The organism is Streptomyces sp. NPDC019937 (genome assembly GCF_040631655.1).
Lineage (GTDB): Bacteria > Actinomycetota > Actinomycetes > Streptomycetales > Streptomycetaceae > Streptomyces.
In genome coordinates this window covers 1-21,134 of the sequence record NZ_JBEYAL010000058.1, presented here as the reverse complement: position 1 = coordinate 21,134, position 21,134 = coordinate 1, and the positions used below count along the sequence as shown (strand labels likewise).

The following is a 21,134-nucleotide window of genomic DNA, read 5'->3' as shown; positions in this document are numbered from 1 at the left end:
GTCGCCCCGGCGGCCCCCGGGGAGGCGGGGGCGCCGGGACTCCAGGATCTCAGGGCCGGCGGGCGATGAGGTCGGCGACGGTGGCGATGGGCGAGGTACGGGTGCGGCCGCCCGCCTCGTGCCGGTCCGCCAGCCGGTAGGCGACGTACAGTCCGCGCACCCCGAGCCAGCGGAACGGCTCCGGCTCCCAGGTGCCCGGACGGTGCCCGGTCCAGGGCAGCCGGGTCAGCCGGGTGTCCCGCTTCAGCACCAGGTCGGTGAGGGTGCGGGCGGCCAGGTTGGTGGAGGTGACACCGTGGCCGACGTAGCCGCCCGCCCAGCCGACGCCGGTGGCCCGGTCCAGGCCGACGGTGGCCGACCAGTCGCGGGGTACGGCGAGGACCCCGCACCAGGCGTGGTCGACCCGGACGCCGGTGGTCTGCGGCAGCATCCGCTGGAGGGTCCGGGTGAGCTGGCCGATCGTACGGTCGCTGACCCGGCCCGAGTCGTCGGTGCGGGAGCCGAAGCGGTACGGCACGCCGCGCCCGCCGATCGCGATCCGGTCGTCCGGGGTGCGCTGGGCGTACATGTGGCCGTGCGCGGTGTCGCCGAGGGTTTCCCGGCCCTCCCAGCCGATCTCCTTCCAGATCTCCTCGGGCAGCGGTTCGGTGACGATCATCGAGCTGTTCATCGGGAGCCAGGCCCGCCGCAGCCCCTTGAGGGAGGCGGTGAAGCCCTCGGTCGCGCGGAGCACCACGGGGGCGTGGACCGTGCCGTGTGCGGTGAGCGCGCGGCCCGGCTCGATGGCGGTGACGGGGGACTTCTCGTGGATGGTGACGCCGAGCCGTTCCACCGTCTCGGCGAGGCCCCGGACCAGGGCCGCGGGCTGCAGCCGGGCGCAGTGCGGGGTGTACGCGCCGGCGGTCACCCCGTCGACGGCGATGTGCCGGGTGGACTCGGCGGGGGTGAGCAGGACGGATTCCGGCACCCCCCACTGGTGGTCCTGCTCGGTCTTGTGCCGCAGCCGGGTGGCCTGGGCGGGGGTGCGGGCGACGCGCAGGGTGCCGCCCTTGACGATGTCGGCGTCGATGCCCTCGCGCGCGGCGACGGCGATGACCTCGTCCACGGCCTCGTTCATGGCCCGCTGCCAGTCCAGGACGGCGTCGCGGCCGTAGGTGCGGGCCAGCCGGTCGCGGGCGCCGGGGATGAGTCCGGAGGCCCAGCCGCCGTTGCGGCCGGAGGCTCCGAAGCCGGCGAATTCGGCTTCCAGGACCGTGATGCGCAGCGACGGGTCGGCCTGCTTGAGGTAGTAGGCGGTCCACAGTCCGGTCATTCCGGCGCCCACGACGCACACGTCGGCGTCGCGGTCGCCGGGCAGCGCCGGGCGGGGGGCGGGCAGTTCGGCGAACCAGTGGGCGACGCGCCCGTTGACCGGTGCCGTGGTGGCGGACATGGGGTCCTCTCGCGGTGTGGGTGCGGCCGGGAGCCGGGTCAGACGCCGAGCAGGCCGGGCAGCTCGGACAGGTCCTTGATCTCCTCGTACGGCTGGTAGGCGGCCGAACCGGGGAAGCCGTACCGGTTGACCCAGATCCGCCGCATGCCCTCGTACCGCTTGGTGGGCATGATGTCGTACTCCCAGCCCTGGGCGGTGTGGATGATGTCCGCAGGACCCCGCCCGGTGGCCCGCATGAGGTATTCGAAGGCCTGCGGCAGCGGCTTGAAGGCACCCGCCTGCTCGGCGGTGAGGACGTAGTCCCACTCCACGCCCAGCTCGTCGACGGCGTAGGTGATCAGGTCGTCCTCGCTGTTGGAGAGGATGGCGATGTCGTACTCGCTCTTCAGGCGGCGCAGCGCGTCGGGGACCTCGCGGAACGGCTTGAACCGCTTGATGGCCTCGATCAGTGCCTCGCCGTCCTCGTCCCGGTACGGCAGGCCGTGCAGCAGCATGACGTTGTGCAGGGTGCGGCGGACGGTCTCCCGGTACGGGCGGTAGTGGTCCACGACGCCCTGGAAGCGCATCACGTACGCGTCGTGGTGGAACTGCTCGGCGTCGACGCCGTACTCGGCGAGCCGGTCCTTGACGATCTCGTGGGTGGCGCTCCGGGTGTCGAAGTTGATGAGGGTGCGGTAGCAGTCGAAGGAGACGAGCTTGCGCATGGGGGTTTCCTTCCGGGGGTTCAGGCGCGGCGGCTGGCTTCCGCCAGGCCCAGGTCCTTGGTCTCGGGGGCGAGGACGATGCAGGCCACGAGGCCGATGAGGGTGATGCCCACGCCCATCGCGAGGGTGCCGCGGACACCGAAGTCGGTGGTGAGCATGGGGAGCAGGAAGGTGCTGGAGGCGGAGCCGACCCGGCTCATGGCGGTGGCGACGCCGACGCCGGTGGCGCGCAGGTCGGTGGGGAACAGCTCGCTCGGGTAGACGAACTGCAGTCCGCTGCCCGCCGCCTCGAAGAACTGGAACCCGGCGAAGAGGGCGACGACCAGGAACGCGTAGTGCGGGGGCAGCACGATCAGGGCGATGAGGCAGACGTTGATGCAGGCGAAGCTGCCGATGAGCAGGGGCCGCCGGCCGATCCGGTTGACCACGAGCAGCCCGACCGCCGTACCCGCCACCGCGATCGTGGTGATGAGCGCGCTGGCGCCGAAGGTGCTGCCCACCCCGAACGACTCCAGCATCTGCGGCTGGAAGGACCGTACGGCGAAGGCGGGCGCCACCTGGCAGATCCAGAACACCGAACAGAACAGGGCGGGGACCGCGTAGCCGCGGCGGAAGATCTCCACCAGGTTGCCCAGGCCCGAGCCGCCACGCTGCGGCCGGCCGCTCTCGGCGAGCAGTTCCTCGGTGCTCACCTCCTGGCGGAGATGGCGGCGCACGACCTCCTTGGCCTCCTCCACCCGGCCGCGGGAGGCCAGCCAGCGGGGCGATTCGGGCACTCCGGTGCGGAAGAACATGAAGATCACGGCGGGGACCGCGCCGGAGGCCAGCATCCAGCGCCAGGCGTCGTCGCCGGTGCCCAGCAGCAGCCAGCCGGCCCAGTAGCTGACGCCGTAGCCGACCCACCAGGCGAGGACCAGGCCGGACAGGGCCGGGCCGCGTATCTTGCGCGGCACCAGCTCGGTGGTCAGGGCCGACGCGATCGGGTAGTCGGCACCGATCGCGATGCCGATCAGCAGCCTCAAGCCCAGCAGCTGCCACGCCTCGGTGACGAAGAACTGCAGGGCGGAGAAGACCACGAAGGTCATCAGGTTGAGCACATACATCAGATGGCGGCCGACCCGGTCGGTGATCGGTCCGAAGACCACACCTCCGATGAAGACGCCGACCAGGACGGAGGCGGCGATCAGCCCCTCCCACATGGTGTCCAGGCTGAGCGCCGGGGTGATCAGGCTGAGGGCGACGCCCATGATGCCCAGCAGATAGCCGTCGCAGAACGGTCCGCCCATGGCGACGGCGACCATCCTGCGGTGGAAGCCGGTGACGGGGGCTTCGTCGAGGCTCCGGGCTCTTGTGGTGGTTTTCTCGGCGGGGTGGGAAGAGGGGGACAAAGACATGCTTGAGACTCCCGGGGACGAGGAGACACTGAGGCGCTGAGGGCGCTGGGCGATGCGGCACGCGGGGCGGCATCGGGCGTCAAGCATTCGTGCGGTGCGCGGCGGGGGCCGCGGGGTGTGCTGCCGGGGACGGGCAGATGACGGGCGGATGGATGGCCCTCACCATGGTTCAGCCGCCCAGCACCGTCAACGGCCATCCTGTTCCATCGCCCGGCCCGTGGTGGACACTGTGTACGCCCGGTCCGCACCGGGGCTGCGCAGGACTTTGGTCCCGGATCGTGGCGGTGCGGGGGACACAGCGTCCACAACGGCCCGCCGGAGGGGACACTGTGCCCGTTGCCCCTCCGCGCGGGCGCGGTCAGGGTGTGGGGATCCGTTCCGCGCCCTTCCTGACCTCGGGAGAACCGTCATGACACTCCGGTGTGAGCCCCCGGGCGGCCTCGGCGAGCCGTCGGGAGGCGGCCGTGGGTGACCGGCTGATCGTCCTGTACAACGACCACCTGCCGTACAACCGGGAGCGGATCGAGTCGCTGGCGCGGACCGTGTACGCGACCGAGGAGGAGCTGCCCGCGGTCCTCCCCGGCGCGGACGCCCTGCTCGCCTGGTGGCCGCTGAGCCCGGCGGTCGCCGCCGCGTGGCCCGACGATCCCGCGAAGGCCCCCCGATGGGTGCATGTGGCCGCCGCGGGGGTGGACCCGTATCTGTTTCCCGCGCTGACCGGCAACCCGGATGTGGTGCTCACCAACTCGCGCGGGGTGTACGACCAGCCCATCGCCGAGTACGTCCTCGGGCTGATCCTGTCCCTCGCCAAGGACTTCCCCGGCATGTGGGACCACCAGCGCGGCCGCCGGTGGCGGCCGCGCGACAGCGAGCGCGTCGCCGGCCGCACCGTGCTGGTCTGGGGCACCGGGTCCATCGGCCGGGCCGTCGCCCGGCTGCTGCGCGCGGTCGGCATGCGGGTGAGCGGCGCGGGCCGCACCCCCCGCGCGGAAGACCCCGACTTCGGCACCGTGCACGGCCCGGTGACCCTGCGCGCCGGGCTGGGCGAGGCCGACTACGTGGTGCTGGCCGCCCCGCTCACCCCGGCCACCCACGGCATGGTGGACGCCTCGGTGCTGGCGGCCATGAAGCCCGGCGCCCGGCTGGTCAACGTGGGGCGCGGTCAGCTGGTGGACGAACCGGCGCTCGTCGACGCCCTGACCGGCGGCAGGCTGGCCGGCGCCGCGCTGGACGTGTTCGCCCGGGAGCCGCTGCCCGCCGCCTCCCCGCTGTGGGAGCTGCCGGGGGTCATCGTCTCCCCGCACACCGCGGGCGAGGTGACCCGGTGGCGCGACGACCTGGCCGAGCTGTTCCTGGACAACCTGGTCCGCAGGGCCGAGGGCCGTCCGCTGCGCAACGTAATCGACAAGGAGCTGGGTTACGTCAGGTAAGTGGTGGCCACCGCTCCGTTTCATTGTCGCTCCCGCCGGAAAGCCGCAGAGGACGAGGAAAAACCATTCGCCCCGCGGACGGAGAGAACGTGGCGCACACGACACCAGGTCAGGGCACCGGCGCCGAGCGGATCCGGGAGAACACCAGAGGGCAGGGCGCCCCGCCGACCCGGCGGGGGCTGCTCTCGGTGACGGCGGCGGCCGGTCTGGGTCTGCTCACCGGCTGCGGTGAGCAGAACACCGACTGGGCCAAGCCCGCCAGGAGCCCCACGCCGTCCGAGGGCCGCGAGACCTCGGCCGCCGGCTCGGACAACCGGGCCTCGCCGTCGCCGCGGCCGACCAAGCGGCGGCCCGAACTCCCGCGCGGCGGCCGGGATCTGTCCCGGTACCGCCTGGTGGGCTACTGCGGACTGCCCGGCGCCGCCGCACTCGGCCGACTCGGGACCGGGGACCTGAACCAGCGGGTCAAGGAGATCGAGAAGACCGCGCGCGACTACGCCGCCGACCGGGAGCCGCTGCCGGTCCTCGAACTGCTCGCGACCGTGACCAACAGCTCCGCGGGGTCGGACGGCACCTATCGCACCCGTGTCCCGGAGGACACCATCCGCCGTTTCCACACCGCCGCCCGGCGCCATGACGCGATGCTGCTGCTCAACATCCAGCCGGGCCGGGCCGCCGCGCTGGACGAGGTCAAGGCGCTGCGCAAGTGGCTCGTCGAGCCCGATGTGGGCATAGCGCTGGACCCCGAGTGGGACATGGGCCCGGGAGAGACACCGGGCGACACCTACGGCCACACCAGCGGGCAGGAGCTGACCGACGTGGCGCGCTATCTGTCCGGGATCGTGGAGGAACACGATCTGCCGGAGAAGCCCCTGGTCTTCCACCAGGTGGCGGTGTCCGTGGTCCGCGACCAGTCCGCGCTGCGCCAGCAGCCCGGCGTCGTCATGATCAAGAGCGCGGACGGCATCGGCTCGCCGGGCATGAAGCGGGACACCTGGCGGCAGCTGGTCAAGGACCAGCCGGAGGGCCTGCGCACCGGTTTCAAGCTCTTCTACGAGGAGGACGCCGAGGTCAGCCGGCTGATGACGCCGAAGGAGGTGCTGGCCCTGCGGCCGCGGCCGGACTACGTGATGTTCGAGTGACAGGCGGGAGGCCGCCCCCGGCCCGTGAAGCGGACGGGACCGGGGGCGGCCTGGTGTCGCGTGACGCCTGCCGGGGTCAGGTCTGTGGCGCGGTGGGCACGGTGACCCGCTCGTGTGCGGAGCGCTCGTCGGCACCGGGCCGGGTGAAGCGCATCAGGGCGCAGGCGCCCGCGTACAGCACCGCCACCACGAGCAGCAGGGCCTGGTAGCCGGTGACCAGCGCGAGGTATTCGAGGGTTCCGCCGACCAGCGAGCCGAGCAGGTTGGCGCCGAAGGCCGCCGTGGGGTCGGAGGCCACCGCCAGCCGGTCGGAGAAGATGAGGTTGGCGCAGAAGATGGGGGCGAAGGCCAGCGCGATCGCGGCGGCGAGCCGCCCCGCGAAGGGCAGCCCGAGCACCAGATGCGCCGGGATGAGCCAGGAGACGGCCAGCGACGCGAACAGCAGCAGCTGCAGCGCGAGCTGGTTGAGCTTGCGGATGCGCCGCCGTACCTCGACCGCGCACAGGACGGCCAGCAGCACACCGGCGAACACCATGGCGTTGACCAGCCAGGTGGTGCCGAAGTACAGCGCGAAGCCGATCACGTTCTTGGTTTCGAGCAGCATGAAGGCGGCACCGAGCAGGAACATGTCGGCGTAACGGGCTGTCCGCCGCAGCCGTACCCCGGTCAGCCGCACCGACGCCAGGGTCACCAGCAGGATCGCGCCCAGCACCCCGAGGTAGAGGCTGGGAATGGTGCGGTGCAGCAGATACGGGAACGGATGGTCGTCGCTCGCGGCCTTCGGCACCGGCCCGGACGCCTTCCACGTGGCACCGCAGGACTGGGCCGCCGGGGTGGTGCCCGCGACGAGGACCGCGGCCCGCTTGTTGCCGTAGTGGGTGATGCAGGGGGCGTGCCCGAAGACGGAGGTGAGAGTGCCGGCGAAGCGGTCGATGAGCCAGTTCTGCCGGTAGTAGTTGTACATGGCGAACGCGCCGCCGGGCGCCAGATGGCGATGCGCCGCCTCGAACGCCTGCCGGGTGAACAGATAGCTCTCCAGGCGCAGGTTGCTGGCCCCGGACACCAGGGTCAGGGAGTCCGGCAGCGCCAGGACGATCAGGTCGTAGCGGGCGGTGGTCTGTTCCAGGAAGGCCCGCCCGTCGTTGATGTGGACGTGCACCCGGGGGTTGTCGTACGGCCGGGCCGGGTGCAGGGACGCGCCGATCTCCTGCAGCCTCGGGTCGATCTCCACGGCGTCCACCCGGCGGGCCCCGTGGGCGAGGGCGAGTGCCACGTCGTTGCCGTTGCCCGCGCCGATGACCAGCACCCGGCGGTGGGAGTTGCGCGGGGTCTCGCGGTAGGGCTGCTCATACGGTGAACCGGGCTTCGTCAGCGCCTTCAGCGGGGCGATGGACTGGTGCGGAACACCGTTGGCGGCGATGTTGTAGTCGCGGGCCTTCGAGGCCGACCGCTTGACCTCGATCTTGTAGTACGGCGACCAGGAGACGCCGTTCGCCACCGACTCCAGGGCCAGCACCACCACCATCACGGTCAGCGGAACCGTGTACCGGACGGTGTTGCGCCGCCCGCCCAGCACCAGCATCGCCAGCGCCGCGAGCACACCCCACACCACCGACGGGGCGCGCAGCCAGGACAGCAGCGCGAAGGACACCGAGCCGGTGAGCGAGCCGAGCAGGTCGTAGCGGTACGCCTCCAGCGACGGCAGCCGCCGGAACTGGTCGGCCGTCATCTTGCCGATCGCCGCCATGATGAGCGCGGTCAGCCCGAACAGCACGGGCAGGGTGACCCACTGCGGCAGACCGGTGGTCTTCACGGCGGTGAAGTAGATGACCTCACCGCTGGACTGCCGCACCTGGACGGGAAACTCCCGGACCAGGACGACCAGAACGGCCAGCGGGATGGGTGCCCAGCGGGTGAGCCACTGCCCGCGCCCGGCGGGGAGGAGGAAACCGAGGCCGATTCCGAGGAACGAGCCCAGGAGGATGAAGTTCGAGAAATAGCTCAGATGGACGATATTGGCGCCGGTCCACCGGATCAGCGCCAGCTCGACGAAGAGCATGGTGGCGCTGGCCAGCAGCAGCCTCGCGCGCACGTTTTGCGGTCCAGGGCTGTGCTCCATGTCGGCCCACGCTGTCATCCGAGGCGGGGCAGGTCGAGCACCAGCAGGGCGGTCCGACCGCCCCCGGAGCACATCTCACCTGATGGGCCCAATCGCTCGTGGCGGGCGGCCGCAGCGCTGTTGCGAGCCGGGTGTCCGGAGCGAAAATGGTGGTGCTTGTCTCTGTAGTGCTTGTCTCTGGAGAGAAGGTGCACACCATGCCCAGGGGATCGAGCTCCAAGCGGGAGAGACAGTACGAACACATCAAGGAGAGCGCGGAAGAGCGCGGCGCGAGCGAGCGCCGGGCCAAGGAGATGGCCGCGCGCACGGTCAACAAGGAGCGCGCCCGCTCCGGGGAGGCCCGGAGCGCGAGCCGTACCTCCACCCAGGACATGTCGTCCTCGCGGCGCGGCGGCAAACGGTCGCACACCGGGGCGGAGGGCCCCACGCGGGATCAGCTCTACGCCGAGGCCAAGCGCCGGAACGTCGAGGGCCGGTCCCAGATGAACAAGTCCCAGCTGAAGAAGGCCCTGGGGAAGTAGACCGGGGAAACCGGCCCGGGGACACTGACGGATCAGTGTTCCTGGGCCGTGGGGCGCACCAGGATCTCGTTGACGGCGGCGTGCGCGGGCTGGGTGACCATGAAGCCGATGGAGCGGGCGACGTCCTCGGCGCGCAGCCAGTCCTCGCGTGGCATCCCGCGGGCGACGGTCCCGGTCGTGGGGTCGTCGGTCATCTCGGTGGTCGTCATGCCGGGCTCGACCAGCCCCACCCGCACGGCGCGCCCGGTCACCTCCTGGCGCAGCGCCTCGCTGAACGCGCCGACCGCGTGCTTGGTCGCCGAATAGACGCTGTTGCGCGGCCGCGCGACCCGGCCCGCGACCGAGCTGATGGTCACCAGGTCGGCGACCTGGCGCGGGCCCCCCGCCGCCGCGCGCAGCAGATGCGGCAGCGCCTGCTGCGCGGTGTGCAGGACGGCCTTGAGGTTGAGGTCGACCATGCGCTCCCAGTTCTCCGGGTCGCTCTCCTCGACCCCGGCGGCCGCCACGAACCCGGCGCTGTTCACCAGCACGTCCAGCCGCCCGAACCGCTCGGCCGCCTCGTCGACGCAACGCCGCGCCCGGGCCGCGTCCCGCAGGTCGGCGGTCAGCGGCACACAGGCGCGGCCGAGGTCCCGGATGCCGGAGGCCAGCTCCTCCAGCCGGTCGGTACGGCGGGCGACCAGCGCGACATCGGCGCCCTGCCGGGCCAGCAGGCGGGCGGTGGCCGCCCCGATGCCGCTGGAGGCGCCGGTCACCAGCGCCACGCATCCGGTCAGCGGGGCGCCACCGTCACCGGTGTTCGTCTCCGTCACGTGTGCTCCTCGTGGTCCTGCGAATGGTCCACGGGCCCGGGTACCCGCTCGGCGGCGGTTGACCGCCCGCCGCCGTACCTTCCTGGGCGCAGTCGCTAGAAGGCGCCGCTGTACGCGTTGAGCGCGGGCTGGCCCCCGAGGTGTGCGTACAGCACCGTGGAGTCCTTGGGGATCTCGCCGTGGCGTACGAGATCGATGAGCCCGGCCATGGACTTGCCCTCGTAGACCGGGTCGAGGATCACGCCCTCCAGACCGCCGGTGAGGCGGATGGCGTCGAGGGTGGAGTCCACCGGGACGCCGTAGGCGTCTCCGGCCCAGCCCTCCAGCAGGGTGATCTCCTCGTCGCGCAGCTCCCGGCCGAGTCCGATCAGCTCGGCGGTGTTCCGCGCGATCTTCTCCACCTGGGCGTGGGTCTCGGCCGGTTTCGCGGAGCCGTCGATGCCCAGCACCCGGCGGGGGCGGTCCTGGCCCGCGAAGCCCGCGATCATCCCGGCCTGGGTGGAGCCGGTGACGCTGCACACCACGATGGTGTCGAAGAACACGCCCAGCTCGCGCTCCTGCCGCTCGACCTCGTACGCCCAGTTGGCGAAGCCCAGCCCGCCCAGTGGGTGGTCGGAGGCACCGGCCGGGATCGGGTACGGCGTGCCTCCCGCGGCGCGCACCTCGTCCAGCGCGTGGGTCCAGCTGTCCTTGAACCCGATGCCGAATCCGGCGTCGACCAGCTGGACCCGCGCCCCCATGATGCGGGACAGCAGGATGTTGCCGACCTTGTCGTTGACGGCGTCGGGCCAGTCCACCCAGCTCTCCTGCACCAGGACGGCCTTCAGCCCCAGCCGGGCCGCCACGGCGGCGACCTGGCGGGTGTGGTTGGACTGCACTCCGCCGATGCTCACCAGCGTGTCGGCGCCCTGCCGCAGCGCGTCGGGCACCAGGTATTCCAGCTTGCGGGTCTTGTTGCCGCCGAAGGCCAGCCCGCTGTTGCAGTCCTCGCGCTTGGCCCAGATGTGGGGCCCTCCCAGGTGGTCGCTGAGGCGGTCGAGGGGGTGGACGGGGCTGGGACCGAAGAGCAGGGGGTGGCGGTCGAAGTCGTCGAGGGACATGACGGGCTCCTTGGGGCCGGGGCGTGCGCGGTGCGTGTCGTGCGGTGGGGGTCGTGGTGGCTGCCGGATGGGTGTCGTGGTGTGTTCGCGGTGGTCAGTGAGCAGCCCTACCCCGTCGCACGACCGGCCTATGCGTGTACTCCGTTCGGGGTCGGTCGGCGCGACGAGTCCAGGGGCGCGGCGGACCATCGGTGCGAGTGCCCCTGTCCGTCCCACTCCTCCAGGGGAGCCGCGACCATGCCGCTGTATTTCGCCGACTCGTCCGAATCACTGGTCCCCGACGCGCACGCCGGTTTCGCCACCGCCCACGCCACCCTCGTCGAACACCATCCCGGCCACGGGTACTTCCGCGCCCGTGCCACCTCGCCCGCCCGCCGGGTCGGGCTGGTCTCCGGCGGCGGGTCCGGCCATGAGCCGCTGCACGCCGGGTTCGTCGGCGCCGGGATGCTGGACGCCGCCTGCCCCGGCCGGATCTTCGCCTCGCCGCACAACCGGCAGATCTTCGAGGCCAGTCGTGCCGTCGCCGGGGACGACGGCGTCCTGCACCTGGTCAAGAACTACACGGGTGACCGCATCAACTTCGGCATCGCCGCCGAACGCCTCCACCACGAGGGCATCCGCTGCGAGCGGGTGCTGATCGACGACGACCTCGCCACCGACTCCGACGAGATCGCCGTCGGCCGGCGCGGCACCGGCGCCACCCTGATCGTGGAGAAGATCCTCGGCGCCGCCGCCGACGAGGGACGCGGCCTGGACGAGCTGGTGGCGCTCGGCGTCGACCTGACCCGCCGCTCCCGCAGCCTCGCCGTCGCCTCCGCCGCGCACACCACCCCCGCCTCCGGGACGCCGGCCTTCGACCTGCCCGAGGACGTGCTGGAGTTCGGCGTGGGCATCCACGGTGAGCGCGCCGACAAGACCGTGCCGCACGCGCCGCTCAGCAAGCTGGTCGAAACCATGACGGACCGGCTGCTGGCCGCGCTCCCCCACGGCCCCCGGCCGCGGGTCCTCGCGCTGGTCAACGGCCTGGGGTCGGTCACCTCCCTGGAGCTGTACGGGATCCACCACATCCTCGCCAAGGCCCTCGACGCCCGGGGCACCGCCCTCGACCGGTCCCTGACCGGCACCTTCGTCAGCGCCCTCGACATGCGTGGCTTCTCGCTTTCCCTGCTCGCCACCGACGACGAGGTGCTGCGGCTGTGGGACGCCCCCGCCCGGACCGCGGCCTGGCCCCTGTGACCCCCGACCGCCCGCAGCAAGGAGCCCCCGCACCATGACCATGAACCCCGCTCCGCGGTCCCTGACCCGCGCCACCGTCACCGCCTGGCTGACGCGTTTCGCCGCCACCGTACGGTCCGTCGAGCCCGAGCTGACCGCCCTCGACCAGCAGGCGGGCGACGGTGACTTCGGCGCCAACCTGGCCACCGGGATGGACGGGGTGCGGCGCGCCCTGGACGGCCTGTCGGCCACCCCATCGGTCGGCGAGGACACCGCGGTGACACCGCTCGCCGCCGCCGCCCGGGTCTTCCTCGACGAGGTCGGCGGCACCAGCGGCCCGCTGTTCGGCCTGCTCTTCCAGGAGTTGGCCGACGCGGTCGCCACGGCCGCCCCCACCCCGCCCGGCACCGGCGAACTGGCCGCCGGGGTCGCCGCCGGGACGGCCGCGATCCAGCGGGTCGGGGAGGCCGAGGTCGGCGACAAGACCATGATCGACGCCCTTCTCCCGGCCGCGAAGGCGCTCGCCGACTGCCCGACGACCGCCGACCCGGCCCGCTCGCTGCGGCTCGCCGCGGTGGCAGCCCATCGCGGCGCGCGGGCCACCGCCTATCTGCGGGCCCGGCGCGGGCGGGCCAGTTACACCGGGGACCACTCCGTCGGCGTCCCCGACCCGGGCGCCCTGGCCGTGGCGCTGCTGTTCGCCTCCGCCGACGGCGAGCTGACCACCGTTAGCAGACTTCCGGAGCACCGGGGCGCCGAATACTGAGCTTTAGGGATCTTCATCGAATCCGGACAGTTCCGCGAATGTGGGGTGTCATTCGCCACTAACGTGAACGGTCATGAGCGGGGCCACGTCGGGCAGGCGAAAAGGAAACCTCGCTGGCTCGATCGAAGGTGACCGGGAGAAGCAGTGCACCAGGACACCCCCACCCGTGTGACAACCCCGCGCCCCACGGCGGAACGACCGGCACGGGGTGAGGGCGCGGCGCCGGGCAAGGCCCGTGACGCGTACTTCGACAACGCGAAGTACCTCACCATCGTGCTGGTGGCCTGCGGCCACGCATGGGAACCACTGACGTACGGCAGCCGGGCCTCCATGGCCATCTACCTGCTGGTGTACGCGTTCCACATGCCCGCCTTCGCGCTGATATCGGGCTACTTCTCCCGCAGCTTCGACATGGCGCCGAAGCGGCTGCGGCGGCTGGTGACCGGCGTGGTCGTGCCGTACGTCGTCTTCGAGGTCGCGTACACCCTCTTCTCCCGCTGGGTACTGGACAACCCGGATGAACCGTTCAGTCTGCTCGACCCGTGGTACGTGATGTGGTTCCTGGTCGCGCTGTTCATCTGGCGGATCACCACCCCGCTGTGGCTGGCCCTGCGCCATCCGGTGCCGGTCGCGCTGGCCGTGGCCGCGCTCGGCTCGCTCTCGCCGGAGACCGGCGGCGATCTGTCGCTCCAGCGGACCCTGGCGTTCCTGCCGTTCTTCGTGCTCGGGCTCACTCTCCGCCCGGAACACTTCGCCCGGCTGCGCACCTGGCGGGCGCGGTGGATCGCGCTGCCGGTCGGGATCGTGGCGCTGATCACGGCGTACGTGGTGGCGCCGTGGTTCAACTCGGAGTGGTTCTACCACCGCAAGAGCGTCGCGGCCCTGGACGGCGTGCCGGAGTGGGCCGGGCTGCTCTCCACGCCCATCCTCTTCGTGGGGGCGCTGGTGCTGACGGCGTGCTTCCTGGCCTGGGTGCCGGGGCGGCGCACCTGGTTCACGGTGCTCGGCGCGGGGACGATGTACGGCTATCTGCTGCACGGCTTCATCATCAAGTCGTCCCGCTTCGGCGGGTGGTACGACCACCCGTGGCTGCACACCCCGCTGGGCGAGCTGGCGGTGACCGCCGCCGCCGTCACCATGATCACGCTGCTGTGCACGGCGCCGGTGCGGCGGGTCTTCCGCGCGGTGGTGGAGCCACGCATGGAGTGGGCGTTCCGGCGCGCCGGGTACGAGAAGTCCGGCACCCGGCGCGCGGAGAACTCGGCGTAGTCAGCGGCTCTCCAGCCGCAGACGCAGTTCACGCTCCTGGTCACCGGCCATCCGGCCCTCGTCGCGTACGACGAAGGCGGTGGCCAGGACGTCGCGCAGCTGCTCCACCTGGCGGGGGCCGCCCTGGAGATCGGCGGTGAGCGGCGCCCCCAAGGGGGTGGGAGTGGGCTCCTGCCGCACACCGGCCACCTCGAAGGTCGCGCTCCACACCGTGGGGTGCCCGTCGGCCTCCTCGCGCGGCGGGGCGCCGGAGGCCGGGCCGGAGGGGTAGCAGGCGCGGAGCACGCCGAACACGGTGTCGGCATCCTCCTTGGAGTGTCCGTTGAGGGCTACCACGACCTGAGTGGCTGAGCGTTCCTGACTGGCCATTCGTGAATACCTTCCTCTTCATCCGGAGGGCTCGTCGGGCACCGGCTGCTCGGGGTGCACGCCTCCGCTGTGCGGCTTTCCGCGCCGACGGGTGCCGGGTTCGTCCAGGTCGGGGACGTCTTCCGGGCTGTGGGGCGGAGCGGAGTCCGGTGTGCCGCTGGTGATGTCCAGCGGGTCCGGACCGCCCTGCGCCTGCTGGTCGGGCAGGTCCCTGGGGATGACGGGAGGGTGTTCCCCGGGGGCTTCCGGTCGCTCGTCACTCACGGTTCGCTCCTCTCTCTTGCGGCGGGTCCCGTTGGACGGAAAGGGACACAGGACGGCCGGTACCCCGCATAGGGACACCAATGCAGGCATTGCCGCTCCACGTCGCACGGTGTGAGCCCCGTCACCGCGTGGCGGCGGAAGGGGGCTGAACACAATCAGCGGCCCATGCGTATGAACCTCCGTAGCGAACCCCGTCCCCTGCGTACGACCCCGTGCGCCCCACAGGAGGTCACAAGTTGAGCCGGAGTCACAAGCGCGCCCCCAAGACAAAGATCGTCATCGGGGCCGCCGCGGCCGCCGCCGTAGCGGGCGCGGCCATTCTGCTGCCCAACGCCAACGCCTCGCAGGACAAGAAGTCCGAGGCCCTCGACGCCAAGCCCAAGGCGTTCAACGCCGAGTCCGCTTCGGACGTGATCTCGCAGCTCGCGTCGAGCCTGGGCGAGGCGTTCGGCGGCGCCTGGTACGACAAGGACCAGCAGCAGGTCATCGTCAATGTCATCGGCGACAACAACAATGTCGATGTCGCCGCGGTCAAGAGCGCCGGGGCCGTCGCCAAGGACGCCAAGAACAGCATGAAGTCGCTGAAGGCCGCCGAGGCGACACTGAAGGAGAAGGCCACCATGGCGGGCACCGCCTGGGCCATCAACCCCAAGACCAACAAGCTCCAGGTCACGGCGGACAGCACCGTCAAGGGCGCGAAGTGGGACACCCTCCAGTCCACCGTCAAGTCGCTGGGCGCGGACATGGCCGACGTCAAGCGCTCCGCGGGCACGTTCAAGACCTTCGCCGCGGGCGGTGACGCCATCTTCGGCGGCGGTTCGCGCTGCTCCCTGGGCTTCAACGTCACCACCGACAGCGGCGACCCGGGCTTCCTGACCGCCGGCCACTGCGGTGTCGCGGCCGAGGAGTGGTCGGAGACGCAGGACGGCGCCCCGGTCGCCACGGTCAAGGACGCCACCTTCCCCGGCACCGGTGACTTCGCGCTCGCCACGTACGACGACACCGCCACCGATGCCCCGAGCACGGTCAACACCGGCGACGGCAAGACGGTGAACATCACCGAGGCGGCCGAGGCGTCGGTGGGCCAGGAGGTGCAGCGCATGGGCAGCACCACCGGACTGAACGGCGGCTCGGTCACCGGTCTCAACGCGACCGTCAACTACGCCGAGGGCTCGGTCAGCGGGCTCATCCAGACCGACGTCTGCGCCGAGCCCGGCGACAGCGGCGGCTCCCTCTTCACCGAGGACGGCAAGGCCATCGGCCTGACCTCCGGCGGCAGCGGCGACTGCACCGCGGGCGGTGAGACGTTCTTCCAGCCGGTGACCACCGCGCTGGAGGCGGTCGGCGCCACGATCGGTGACGCCGGAGCCGGTGGCGGCGCGGCCCAGTAAGGCCGTACCGCCCCGCATCCGGCCCTCACGCTCCGGGTGTCCCGCGCCGTTACCGCGGGACACCCGGGCGGGGGCGTTGTCAGCCCCCTCCAGTGTGTCAGGTTCCCTGGTGTGTCAGGTCCCTTGGTGTGTCAGGTCACGGCGTCCGGCCGGCGCGCACCCGCTCCAGGGTGATCGGCAGGTCGCGCACCCGTACCCCCGTCGCGTGGTGGACGGCGTTGGCGACGGCCGCGGCCGTCCCGACGATGCCCAGCTCCCCGACGCCCTTGGCGCCGATCGGGCTGAGCTGGTCGTCCTCCTCGTCGATCCAGTACGCCTCGACATCACGCACATCGGCGTGGGCCGCCACATGGTAGGTGGCGAGGTCGTGGTTGGCGAAGTCGCCGAAGTCGGGGTCGAGTTCGAGGTTCTCGTACAGTGCCGCCGACAGCCCCATGCACATGCCGCCGCGCAGCTGCGAGCGGGCGGTGCGGGCGTTGATGATGCGCCCGGCGGCGAACATCCCCAGCAGCCGGTCGACCCGCACCTGCCCGGTGTCCGCGTCCACCCGCACCTCCGCGAACTGGGCGCCGTAGGCGTGGCGCGCGAGGTCCTTCCGCGCCCGGACGTCCGCGGTGGTGTCCGCGTGCGCCTCCAGCCCGCCGGGCGGGACCTGGCCGGCCAGGTCGCCGAGCCGCTTGGCCAGCTCCCGGCACACCTTGCTCACCGCCCACCCCCAGGAGCTGGTGCCCATGGAGCCGCCCGCGAAGGGGGCCGAGCCGTAGGAGCTGCGGCCGATGTCCAGGGTGACCCGGTCCAGCGCCACGCCGAGTGCGTCGGCGGCCACCTGGGTCAGCGCGGTACGGGCGCCGGTGCCGATGTCGACGGCGGCGATCCTCACCGTGAAGCGCCCGTCGGGCTCCGCGCGGGCGGTCGCGGTGGCGGGCCAGGTGTGGGCGGGGTAGGTGCCCGCCGCGACGCCGGTGCCCACCAGCCACCGCCCCTCGCGGCGGCGGCCGGGGCGGGGGTCGCGCCCCGCCCAGCCGAACCGGGCCGCGCCCTCGCGCAGACAGGCGACCAGGTTGCGGCTGCTGAAGGCGTTCCCCGACTCGGGGTCCACGGACGGCTCGTTGACCACCCGCAGCTCGATCGGGTCCATCTTCAGCGCGTACGCCAGCTCGTCCATCGCGCTCTCCAGCGCGTACATCCCCGGGGACTCGCCGGGCGCCCGCATCCACGACGGCGTGGGCACGTCGAGCTGTGCCAGGCGGTGGATGGTGCGGCGGTGGGGCGCCGCGTACATCATGCGGGTGGCGACGACGGTCTGCTCGCAGTACGGGGCGAGCCGGGAACTCTGCTGGAGCGCGTTGTGCGAGATCGCGGTGAGCCGGCCGTCGCGCTCGGCGCCCAGCCGGACCCGCTGCACGGTGGGGGTCCGGTACGAGACCATGGTGAACATCTGCTGCCGGGTCGCCGCCACCTTCACCGGGCGGCCGACCGCCCGCGCGGCCAGCGCGGCGAGCACCGTGGGCGGGCGGGGCAGCGCCTTGGAGCCGAACCCGCCGCCCACGTGGTCCGCCACGATCCGTACGGCGCCCTCGGGGAGCCCGAACAGGGCGGCGAGCGTGTTCGCCGTCACCCAGGGCCCCTGATCGCCGTTGTAGAGGGTCAGCGTGTCGCCGTCCCAGACCGCGATGGTGGCGTGCGGTTCCATCGCGCAGGTGTGCTCGGGCGGTGTGGTGTACGTGGCGTCGATGGAGACCGGAGCGGTGGCCAGGGCGGTGTCCACGTCTCCCTGCTCCGTCCGGCCCACGTATCCGGCGTTGACGGTCTCGGGGACGAAGATGTGCGGATCGCCGTCGCGGAGTTCGACGTCGTGCGGCTCCTCCGCGTAACCGACGCGTACCGCGGCCGCGGCCTGACGCGCCGTCTCATAGCTGTCCGCGACCACGGCCGCCACGATCTGCCCGCGGTAGGCGACCTCGGCGGACTGCAGGACGGACAGCTCCGGGTCGTCGGTCGGGTGCAGCCGCGGCACACTGCCGCTGTCCAGCACGGCGACGACCCCGGGCAGGGCCGACGCGGACCCGGCGTCGACGGAGCGCACCCGGCCGCGGGCGATGGTGGACTGCACCGCCACGGCGTACAGGGCGTCCGGTACCGGGTATTCGTACGCGTAGAGCGCGGTGCCGGTGACCTTCTCGCGCCCTTCGACGCGGGTCACCCCGGCGCCCACGGCCCGTTCGAGGGTGGTCATCGCCCCTCCCCTGCCACGAGGTCGCGCACGGTGGCCGTGATGAGGTCCGCGGCGAGGCCGATCTTGAAGGCGTTGTCCGGCAGCGGGCGTGCCGAGGCGAATTCGGCCAGCGCCGCGGTGCGCAGCGCGTCCTCGGTCGGCCGCTGCCCGGTCAGCAGCCGCTCGGCCGTGTGCGCGCGCCATGGCTTGGGCGCCACCCCGCCGAGCGCGAGCCGGATCTCCCGCAGCGCTCCCCGGCCGTCGGTGGCGGCCACGGCGGCGAGGGACACCACGGCGAACGCGTAGGACCAGCGGTCGCGCACCTTGCGGTAGCGCATGGCGCCGGGCGGCGGCGGGGGCAGCTCGACGCCGGTGATGAGGTCACCGGGCTGGAGCACCGTCTCCCGGTGCGGGGTGTCGCCGGGCAGGAGATAGAAGTCGGCGAGCGGCACGGTGCGCGGGCCGCCATCGGCGCGCCGCAGGTGGACGACGGCGTCGAGCGCGGCCAGGGCCACCGCCATGTCGGAGGGGTTGGTGGCCACGCAGGCGTCGGAGGTGCCGATCACGGCGAGGTCGCGGTGGCTGCCCCGGATCGCCGAACAGCCCGTCCCCGGGGACCGCTTGTTGCAGGGCTTGGTGATGTCCTGGAAGTACACGCAGCGGGTGCGCTGGAGCAGATTGCCGCCGGTGGTCGCGCGGGTCCGGAGCTGTCCGGAGGCCCCGGCCAGCAGCGCCTGCGCGAGGGCGGGGAAGCGGGTCCGGATGCCGAGGTCGCCGGAGAGCCGGCTGCCCGGCACCAGGGCCCCGATGAGCACCCCGCCGTCGGGCCGGTGCTCGACGCGATCGTACGGCAGTCCCGTGATGTCGACGACCATGGCGGGCTCGGTGACGCCGAGCTTCATCAGGTCGACCAGGTTGGTGCCCCCGGCCAGGTACACCGCCTCGGCGGAGTCCGCGACGAGGGAGGCGGCGGCCTCGGGGCGGGTGGCGCGCTGATACGCGAAGGGTTTCATCGCACACCGCCCCGGACCGGCACGCCCGCGCCGTCCGCCCCGGCGGCCTCACGGATGGCGTCCACGATGCCGCGATACGCCCCGCAGCGGCACAGGTTGCCGCTCATCCGCTCCCGGATCTCGTCGTCGTCCAGGGCGTCGGGCGCGCGGACACCGGCGGCCACGTCCTCGGTGACGTGGCTGGGCCAGCCGCGGGCCGCCTCGGCGAACGCGCCGATGGCCGAGCAGATCTGGCCCGGGGTGCAGTAGCCGCACTGGAAGCCGTCGTGTTCCAGGAACGCCTGCTGGAGCGGGTGCAGATCCTCCGTGGCGGCGAGGTCCGCGACGCCCTCGATGGTGGTGATGTCGTGGCCGGCGGCGGTCACGGCGAACACCAGGCAGCTGTTCACCCGTTCGCCGTCGACCAGGACCGTGCAGGCGCCGCACTGGCCGTGGTCGCAGCCCTTCTTGGTGCCGGTCAGCGCGAGGTGTTCGCGCAGGGCGTCCAGCAGGGTCACCCGGTTGTCGAGGGTGAGGGGCCGGTCGGCGCCGTTGACACGCAGCGTGAGATCGGTGTGAAACCTCTGAGCTGTCACAACCCTCACCATGACACCGGGTTCGGGGCCCCGCATCTTCACCCCGCGCCACCGCGCGCGCCCGCGAGCCCGGTCACCCGGCGCCCGGTGGCGGGGGCAGCCGCAGATGGGCGAGGTCGTCGGGGACCGGGCTGCGGGGCCGGTAGAACGGCGGGGCCTGGTCGGCGGCGGGCGAGTCGGCGAGCCGGAAGCGGTCGCGCAGCCGGTGGTAGAACTCGGCGGGCCGCATCCGTACCAGCCGCAGCCGGGCCGGGGCCCGGTACGCCGCCACCCAGTCGCCCGGCTCCAGCACCCCGCGCAGCTGCCCGTCGATGGAGACCGCCACCCGCCCGGAGTGCGGCAGCACCCGGATCGCGACGGCCTCGTCCACCGCGGCCACCACGCTGCGGTCGAAGGCGATGTGCGGGGCGACGGGGGTGAAGAGCACCGCGTCCATGTGCGGGGAGACGACGGGGCCGCCCGCGGCGAAGCTGTAGGCGGTGGAGCCGGTGGGGGTGGCCACGATGATGGCGTCGGCCGAGTACGAGGCGAGCAACTGCCCGGACACATAGACCGCCAGTCCGGCCTGGCGGTCGCGGGCCAGCTTCTCGAACACCACGTCGTTGAGGGCGGTGACATCCAGTGCGACGCCCCAGCCGACCTCTTCGGGGCTGCCGGGCCGGATCTTCGGCGCGGGCAGCACCGGCCCGCGTCCGTACCGCAGCAGCGCGTCCATCCCGGCAGGCATGTCCAGCGGCCGCGACGCGCGCAGCGTGAGCATCATGCGCTCCTCGACCGTGGTGCGGCCCGCCTGCACCGCGTCCAGGGCAGGTCGCAGGTCGTCGGGGGTGATCTCGGTGAGGAAGCCGACCCGGCCCACGTTCACCCCCAGCGCCGCCGCACCGTCCGTGGCGGCGATGCGGGCCCCGCGCAGGAACGTGCCGTCACCGCCGAAGGTGACGATCAGATCGGGATGCCCGGCCGAGGCGGACTCCTCCCGCGCGCTGCCCCGGGGATGGCCCCCGCGCCACACGTCGATCTCGGTGCAGGAGATGTCCCGCGCTGCGGCCCAGGAGTGCGCGGCACGGGCCGCCGCGACGGCGGCGGGGCGGGCCTGGTGGACGACCAGGCCGAGCCGGTTGACAGGCATCCTCCTCCCCACCGTAGAGCGCCCCGGCGCACGGCGCCCGGCAGCGGGCGGATCACGGGGCTGATCTAGGGGGGTGTCGTGTGGATCAGGCGGGATCAGCGAGCGGCGTCTGGTGCAGGGGGCACCTCCCAGCGGTAGCTGGGGGAGCCCCGCAACCCGCGTGAGGAGAGCGCAGCGGGGCTGCGTGCGACGAGCGCGGGGCCGCGAGGTGCCGCCCGCCGCGGCAGCGGCTGATGTCACAGCGGCGTCGGGAGCCCGGCATGATCCACACGAC

19 protein-coding genes are annotated in these 21,134 nt (G+C 72.5%); 7 read left to right on the top strand and 12 right to left on the bottom strand.

Annotated elements, in window-relative coordinates; genetic code table 11:
- Nucleotides 1-49 precede the first annotated feature (49 nt).
- From ABZ562_RS37385 to ABZ562_RS37375, 3 genes are read right to left on the bottom strand one after another with little or no spacing between them, the layout of a single operon-like run.
- Nucleotides 50-1,432, bottom strand: coding sequence for an FAD-dependent oxidoreductase (locus tag ABZ562_RS37385; protein ID WP_361488822.1), 1,383 nt, complete (start codon nt 1,430-1,432; stop codon nt 50-52).
- A gap of 38 nt (nt 1,433-1,470) precedes the next feature.
- Complete coding sequence (locus tag ABZ562_RS37380; protein WP_361488820.1) at nt 1,471-2,136, bottom strand: HAD-IA family hydrolase; 666 nt, start codon at nt 2,134-2,136, stop codon at nt 1,471-1,473.
- A gap of 20 nt (nt 2,137-2,156) precedes the next feature.
- Nucleotides 2,157-3,530 (bottom strand): MFS transporter, encoded by a 1,374-nt coding sequence (locus ABZ562_RS37375; RefSeq protein WP_361488817.1) that lies wholly within the window; start codon nt 3,528-3,530, stop codon nt 2,157-2,159.
- Nucleotides 3,531-3,994: 464 nt separating this feature from the next.
- Between ABZ562_RS37375 and ABZ562_RS37370 the strand changes: the two genes are divergently transcribed.
- Nucleotides 3,995-4,960, top strand: a complete 966-nt coding sequence (locus ABZ562_RS37370) for a D-2-hydroxyacid dehydrogenase (RefSeq protein ID WP_361488814.1) — start codon at nt 3,995-3,997, stop codon at nt 4,958-4,960.
- A gap of 89 nt (nt 4,961-5,049) precedes the next feature.
- Entirely contained in the window at nt 5,050-6,102 is a 1,053-nt protein-coding gene (locus tag ABZ562_RS37365) for a hypothetical protein (protein ID WP_361488812.1), read from the top strand.
- A 76-nt stretch (nt 6,103-6,178) separates the two neighbouring features.
- Here ABZ562_RS37365 and ABZ562_RS37360 read toward each other — a convergent pair whose 3' ends face one another.
- Nucleotides 6,179-8,194, bottom strand: coding sequence for a spermidine synthase (locus ABZ562_RS37360; protein ID WP_361488809.1), 2,016 nt, complete (start codon nt 8,192-8,194; stop codon nt 6,179-6,181).
- Nucleotides 8,195-8,418: 224 nt separating this feature from the next.
- On the opposite strand from ABZ562_RS37360, the gene ABZ562_RS37355 reads away from it, so the two are divergent.
- Complete coding sequence (locus tag ABZ562_RS37355) at nt 8,419-8,742, top strand: plasmid stabilization protein (protein ID WP_361488806.1); 324 nt, start codon at nt 8,419-8,421, stop codon at nt 8,740-8,742.
- A 32-nt stretch (nt 8,743-8,774) separates the two neighbouring features.
- Here the strand turns inward: ABZ562_RS37355 and ABZ562_RS37350 are convergent, their stop codons facing one another.
- Together ABZ562_RS37350 and ABZ562_RS37345 are read right to left on the bottom strand one after the other, a co-directional pair.
- Entirely contained in the window at nt 8,775-9,554 is a 780-nt protein-coding gene (locus ABZ562_RS37350) for an SDR family oxidoreductase (RefSeq protein WP_361488804.1), read from the bottom strand.
- A gap of 95 nt (nt 9,555-9,649) precedes the next feature.
- Nucleotides 9,650-10,654, bottom strand: a complete 1,005-nt coding sequence (locus ABZ562_RS37345) for a 1-aminocyclopropane-1-carboxylate deaminase (RefSeq protein WP_361488801.1) — start codon at nt 10,652-10,654, stop codon at nt 9,650-9,652.
- A 237-nt stretch (nt 10,655-10,891) separates the two neighbouring features.
- Here ABZ562_RS37345 and ABZ562_RS37340 point away from each other — a divergent pair, with 237 nt between their 5' ends.
- The 3 genes from ABZ562_RS37340 (at nt 10,892) to ABZ562_RS37330 (ending at nt 13,904) form a co-directional block, all read left to right on the top strand.
- Nucleotides 10,892-11,890: a dihydroxyacetone kinase subunit DhaK gene (locus ABZ562_RS37340; RefSeq protein ID WP_361488798.1), complete on the top strand. Its 999-nt coding sequence runs from the start codon at nt 10,892-10,894 to the stop codon at nt 11,888-11,890.
- A gap of 34 nt (nt 11,891-11,924) precedes the next feature.
- Entirely contained in the window at nt 11,925-12,635 is a 711-nt protein-coding gene (gene dhaL, locus ABZ562_RS37335; protein ID WP_361488795.1) for a dihydroxyacetone kinase subunit DhaL, read from the top strand.
- 168 nt (nt 12,636-12,803) lie between these two features.
- Nucleotides 12,804-13,904, top strand: coding sequence for an acyltransferase family protein (locus ABZ562_RS37330; protein ID WP_361488792.1), 1,101 nt, complete (start codon nt 12,804-12,806; stop codon nt 13,902-13,904).
- On the opposite strand, the gene ABZ562_RS37325 is transcribed toward ABZ562_RS37330, so the two are convergent.
- The gene (locus ABZ562_RS37325) at nt 13,905-14,273 is read right to left on the bottom strand and encodes a hypothetical protein (protein ID WP_361488789.1); all 369 of its coding nucleotides are present in this window, start codon (nt 14,271-14,273) and stop codon (nt 13,905-13,907) included. It abuts the gene before it with no gap.
- Between the two features lie 18 nt (nt 14,274-14,291).
- Nucleotides 14,292-14,537 carry a hypothetical protein gene (locus ABZ562_RS37320; protein ID WP_361488786.1) on the bottom strand — a complete coding sequence of 82 codons (246 nt, stop codon included), beginning with the start codon at nt 14,535-14,537 and terminating at the stop codon, nt 14,292-14,294.
- 236 nt (nt 14,538-14,773) lie between these two features.
- On the opposite strand from ABZ562_RS37320, the gene ABZ562_RS37315 reads away from it, so the two are divergent.
- Nucleotides 14,774-15,928: a S1 family peptidase gene (locus tag ABZ562_RS37315; RefSeq protein WP_361488784.1), complete on the top strand. Its 1,155-nt coding sequence runs from the start codon at nt 14,774-14,776 to the stop codon at nt 15,926-15,928.
- Between the two features lie 136 nt (nt 15,929-16,064).
- Here the strand turns inward: ABZ562_RS37315 and ABZ562_RS37310 are convergent, their stop codons facing one another.
- The 4 genes from ABZ562_RS37310 to ABZ562_RS37295 all read right to left on the bottom strand — a co-directional run bounded on the left by ABZ562_RS37310 (nt 16,065) and on the right by ABZ562_RS37295 (nt 20,860).
- Nucleotides 16,065-18,164, bottom strand: coding sequence for a xanthine dehydrogenase family protein molybdopterin-binding subunit (locus tag ABZ562_RS37310; RefSeq protein WP_361488781.1), 2,100 nt, complete (start codon nt 18,162-18,164; stop codon nt 16,065-16,067).
- Nucleotides 18,161-19,156, bottom strand: coding sequence for an FAD binding domain-containing protein (locus ABZ562_RS37305; RefSeq protein WP_361488778.1), 996 nt, complete (start codon nt 19,154-19,156; stop codon nt 18,161-18,163). The genes ABZ562_RS37310 and ABZ562_RS37305 overlap by 4 nt, the downstream gene beginning before the upstream one ends.
- Nucleotides 19,153-19,743 (bottom strand): 2Fe-2S iron-sulfur cluster-binding protein, encoded by a 591-nt coding sequence (locus ABZ562_RS37300; protein ID WP_361488775.1) that lies wholly within the window; start codon nt 19,741-19,743, stop codon nt 19,153-19,155. Before ABZ562_RS37300 ends, ABZ562_RS37305 begins: the two co-directional genes overlap by 4 nt.
- A gap of 61 nt (nt 19,744-19,804) precedes the next feature.
- Nucleotides 19,805-20,860 (bottom strand): NAD(+)/NADH kinase, encoded by a 1,056-nt coding sequence (locus tag ABZ562_RS37295; protein ID WP_361488772.1) that lies wholly within the window; start codon nt 20,858-20,860, stop codon nt 19,805-19,807.
- Nucleotides 20,861-21,134 lie beyond the last annotated feature (274 nt).

Bases quoted from the DNA above. Each gene is read 5' to 3' on its own strand.
- ABZ562_RS37295 (WP_361488772.1), bottom strand. From the start codon at position 20,860: ATGCCTGTCAACCGGCTCGGCCTGGTCGTCCACCAGGCCCGCCCCGCC.
- ABZ562_RS37355 (WP_361488806.1), top strand. From the start codon at position 8,419: ATGCCCAGGGGATCGAGCTCCAAGCGGGAGAGACAGTACGAACACATC.
- ABZ562_RS37375 (WP_361488817.1), bottom strand. From the start codon at position 3,530: ATGTCTTTGTCCCCCTCTTCCCACCCCGCCGAGAAAACCACCACAAGA.
- ABZ562_RS37305 (WP_361488778.1), bottom strand. From the start codon at position 19,156: ATGAAACCCTTCGCGTATCAGCGCGCCACCCGCCCCGAGGCCGCCGCC.
- ABZ562_RS37340 (WP_361488798.1), top strand. From the start codon at position 10,892: ATGCCGCTGTATTTCGCCGACTCGTCCGAATCACTGGTCCCCGACGCG.
- dhaL (WP_361488795.1), top strand. From the start codon at position 11,925: ATGACCATGAACCCCGCTCCGCGGTCCCTGACCCGCGCCACCGTCACC.
- ABZ562_RS37325 (WP_361488789.1), bottom strand. From the start codon at position 14,273: ATGGCCAGTCAGGAACGCTCAGCCACTCAGGTCGTGGTAGCCCTCAAC.
- ABZ562_RS37385 (WP_361488822.1), bottom strand. From the start codon at position 1,432: ATGTCCGCCACCACGGCACCGGTCAACGGGCGCGTCGCCCACTGGTTC.
- ABZ562_RS37380 (WP_361488820.1), bottom strand. From the start codon at position 2,136: ATGCGCAAGCTCGTCTCCTTCGACTGCTACCGCACCCTCATCAACTTC.
- ABZ562_RS37300 (WP_361488775.1), bottom strand. From the start codon at position 19,743: ATGGTGAGGGTTGTGACAGCTCAGAGGTTTCACACCGATCTCACGCTG.
- ABZ562_RS37310 (WP_361488781.1), bottom strand. From the start codon at position 18,164: ATGACCACCCTCGAACGGGCCGTGGGCGCCGGGGTGACCCGCGTCGAA.
- ABZ562_RS37345 (WP_361488801.1), bottom strand. From the start codon at position 10,654: ATGTCCCTCGACGACTTCGACCGCCACCCCCTGCTCTTCGGTCCCAGC.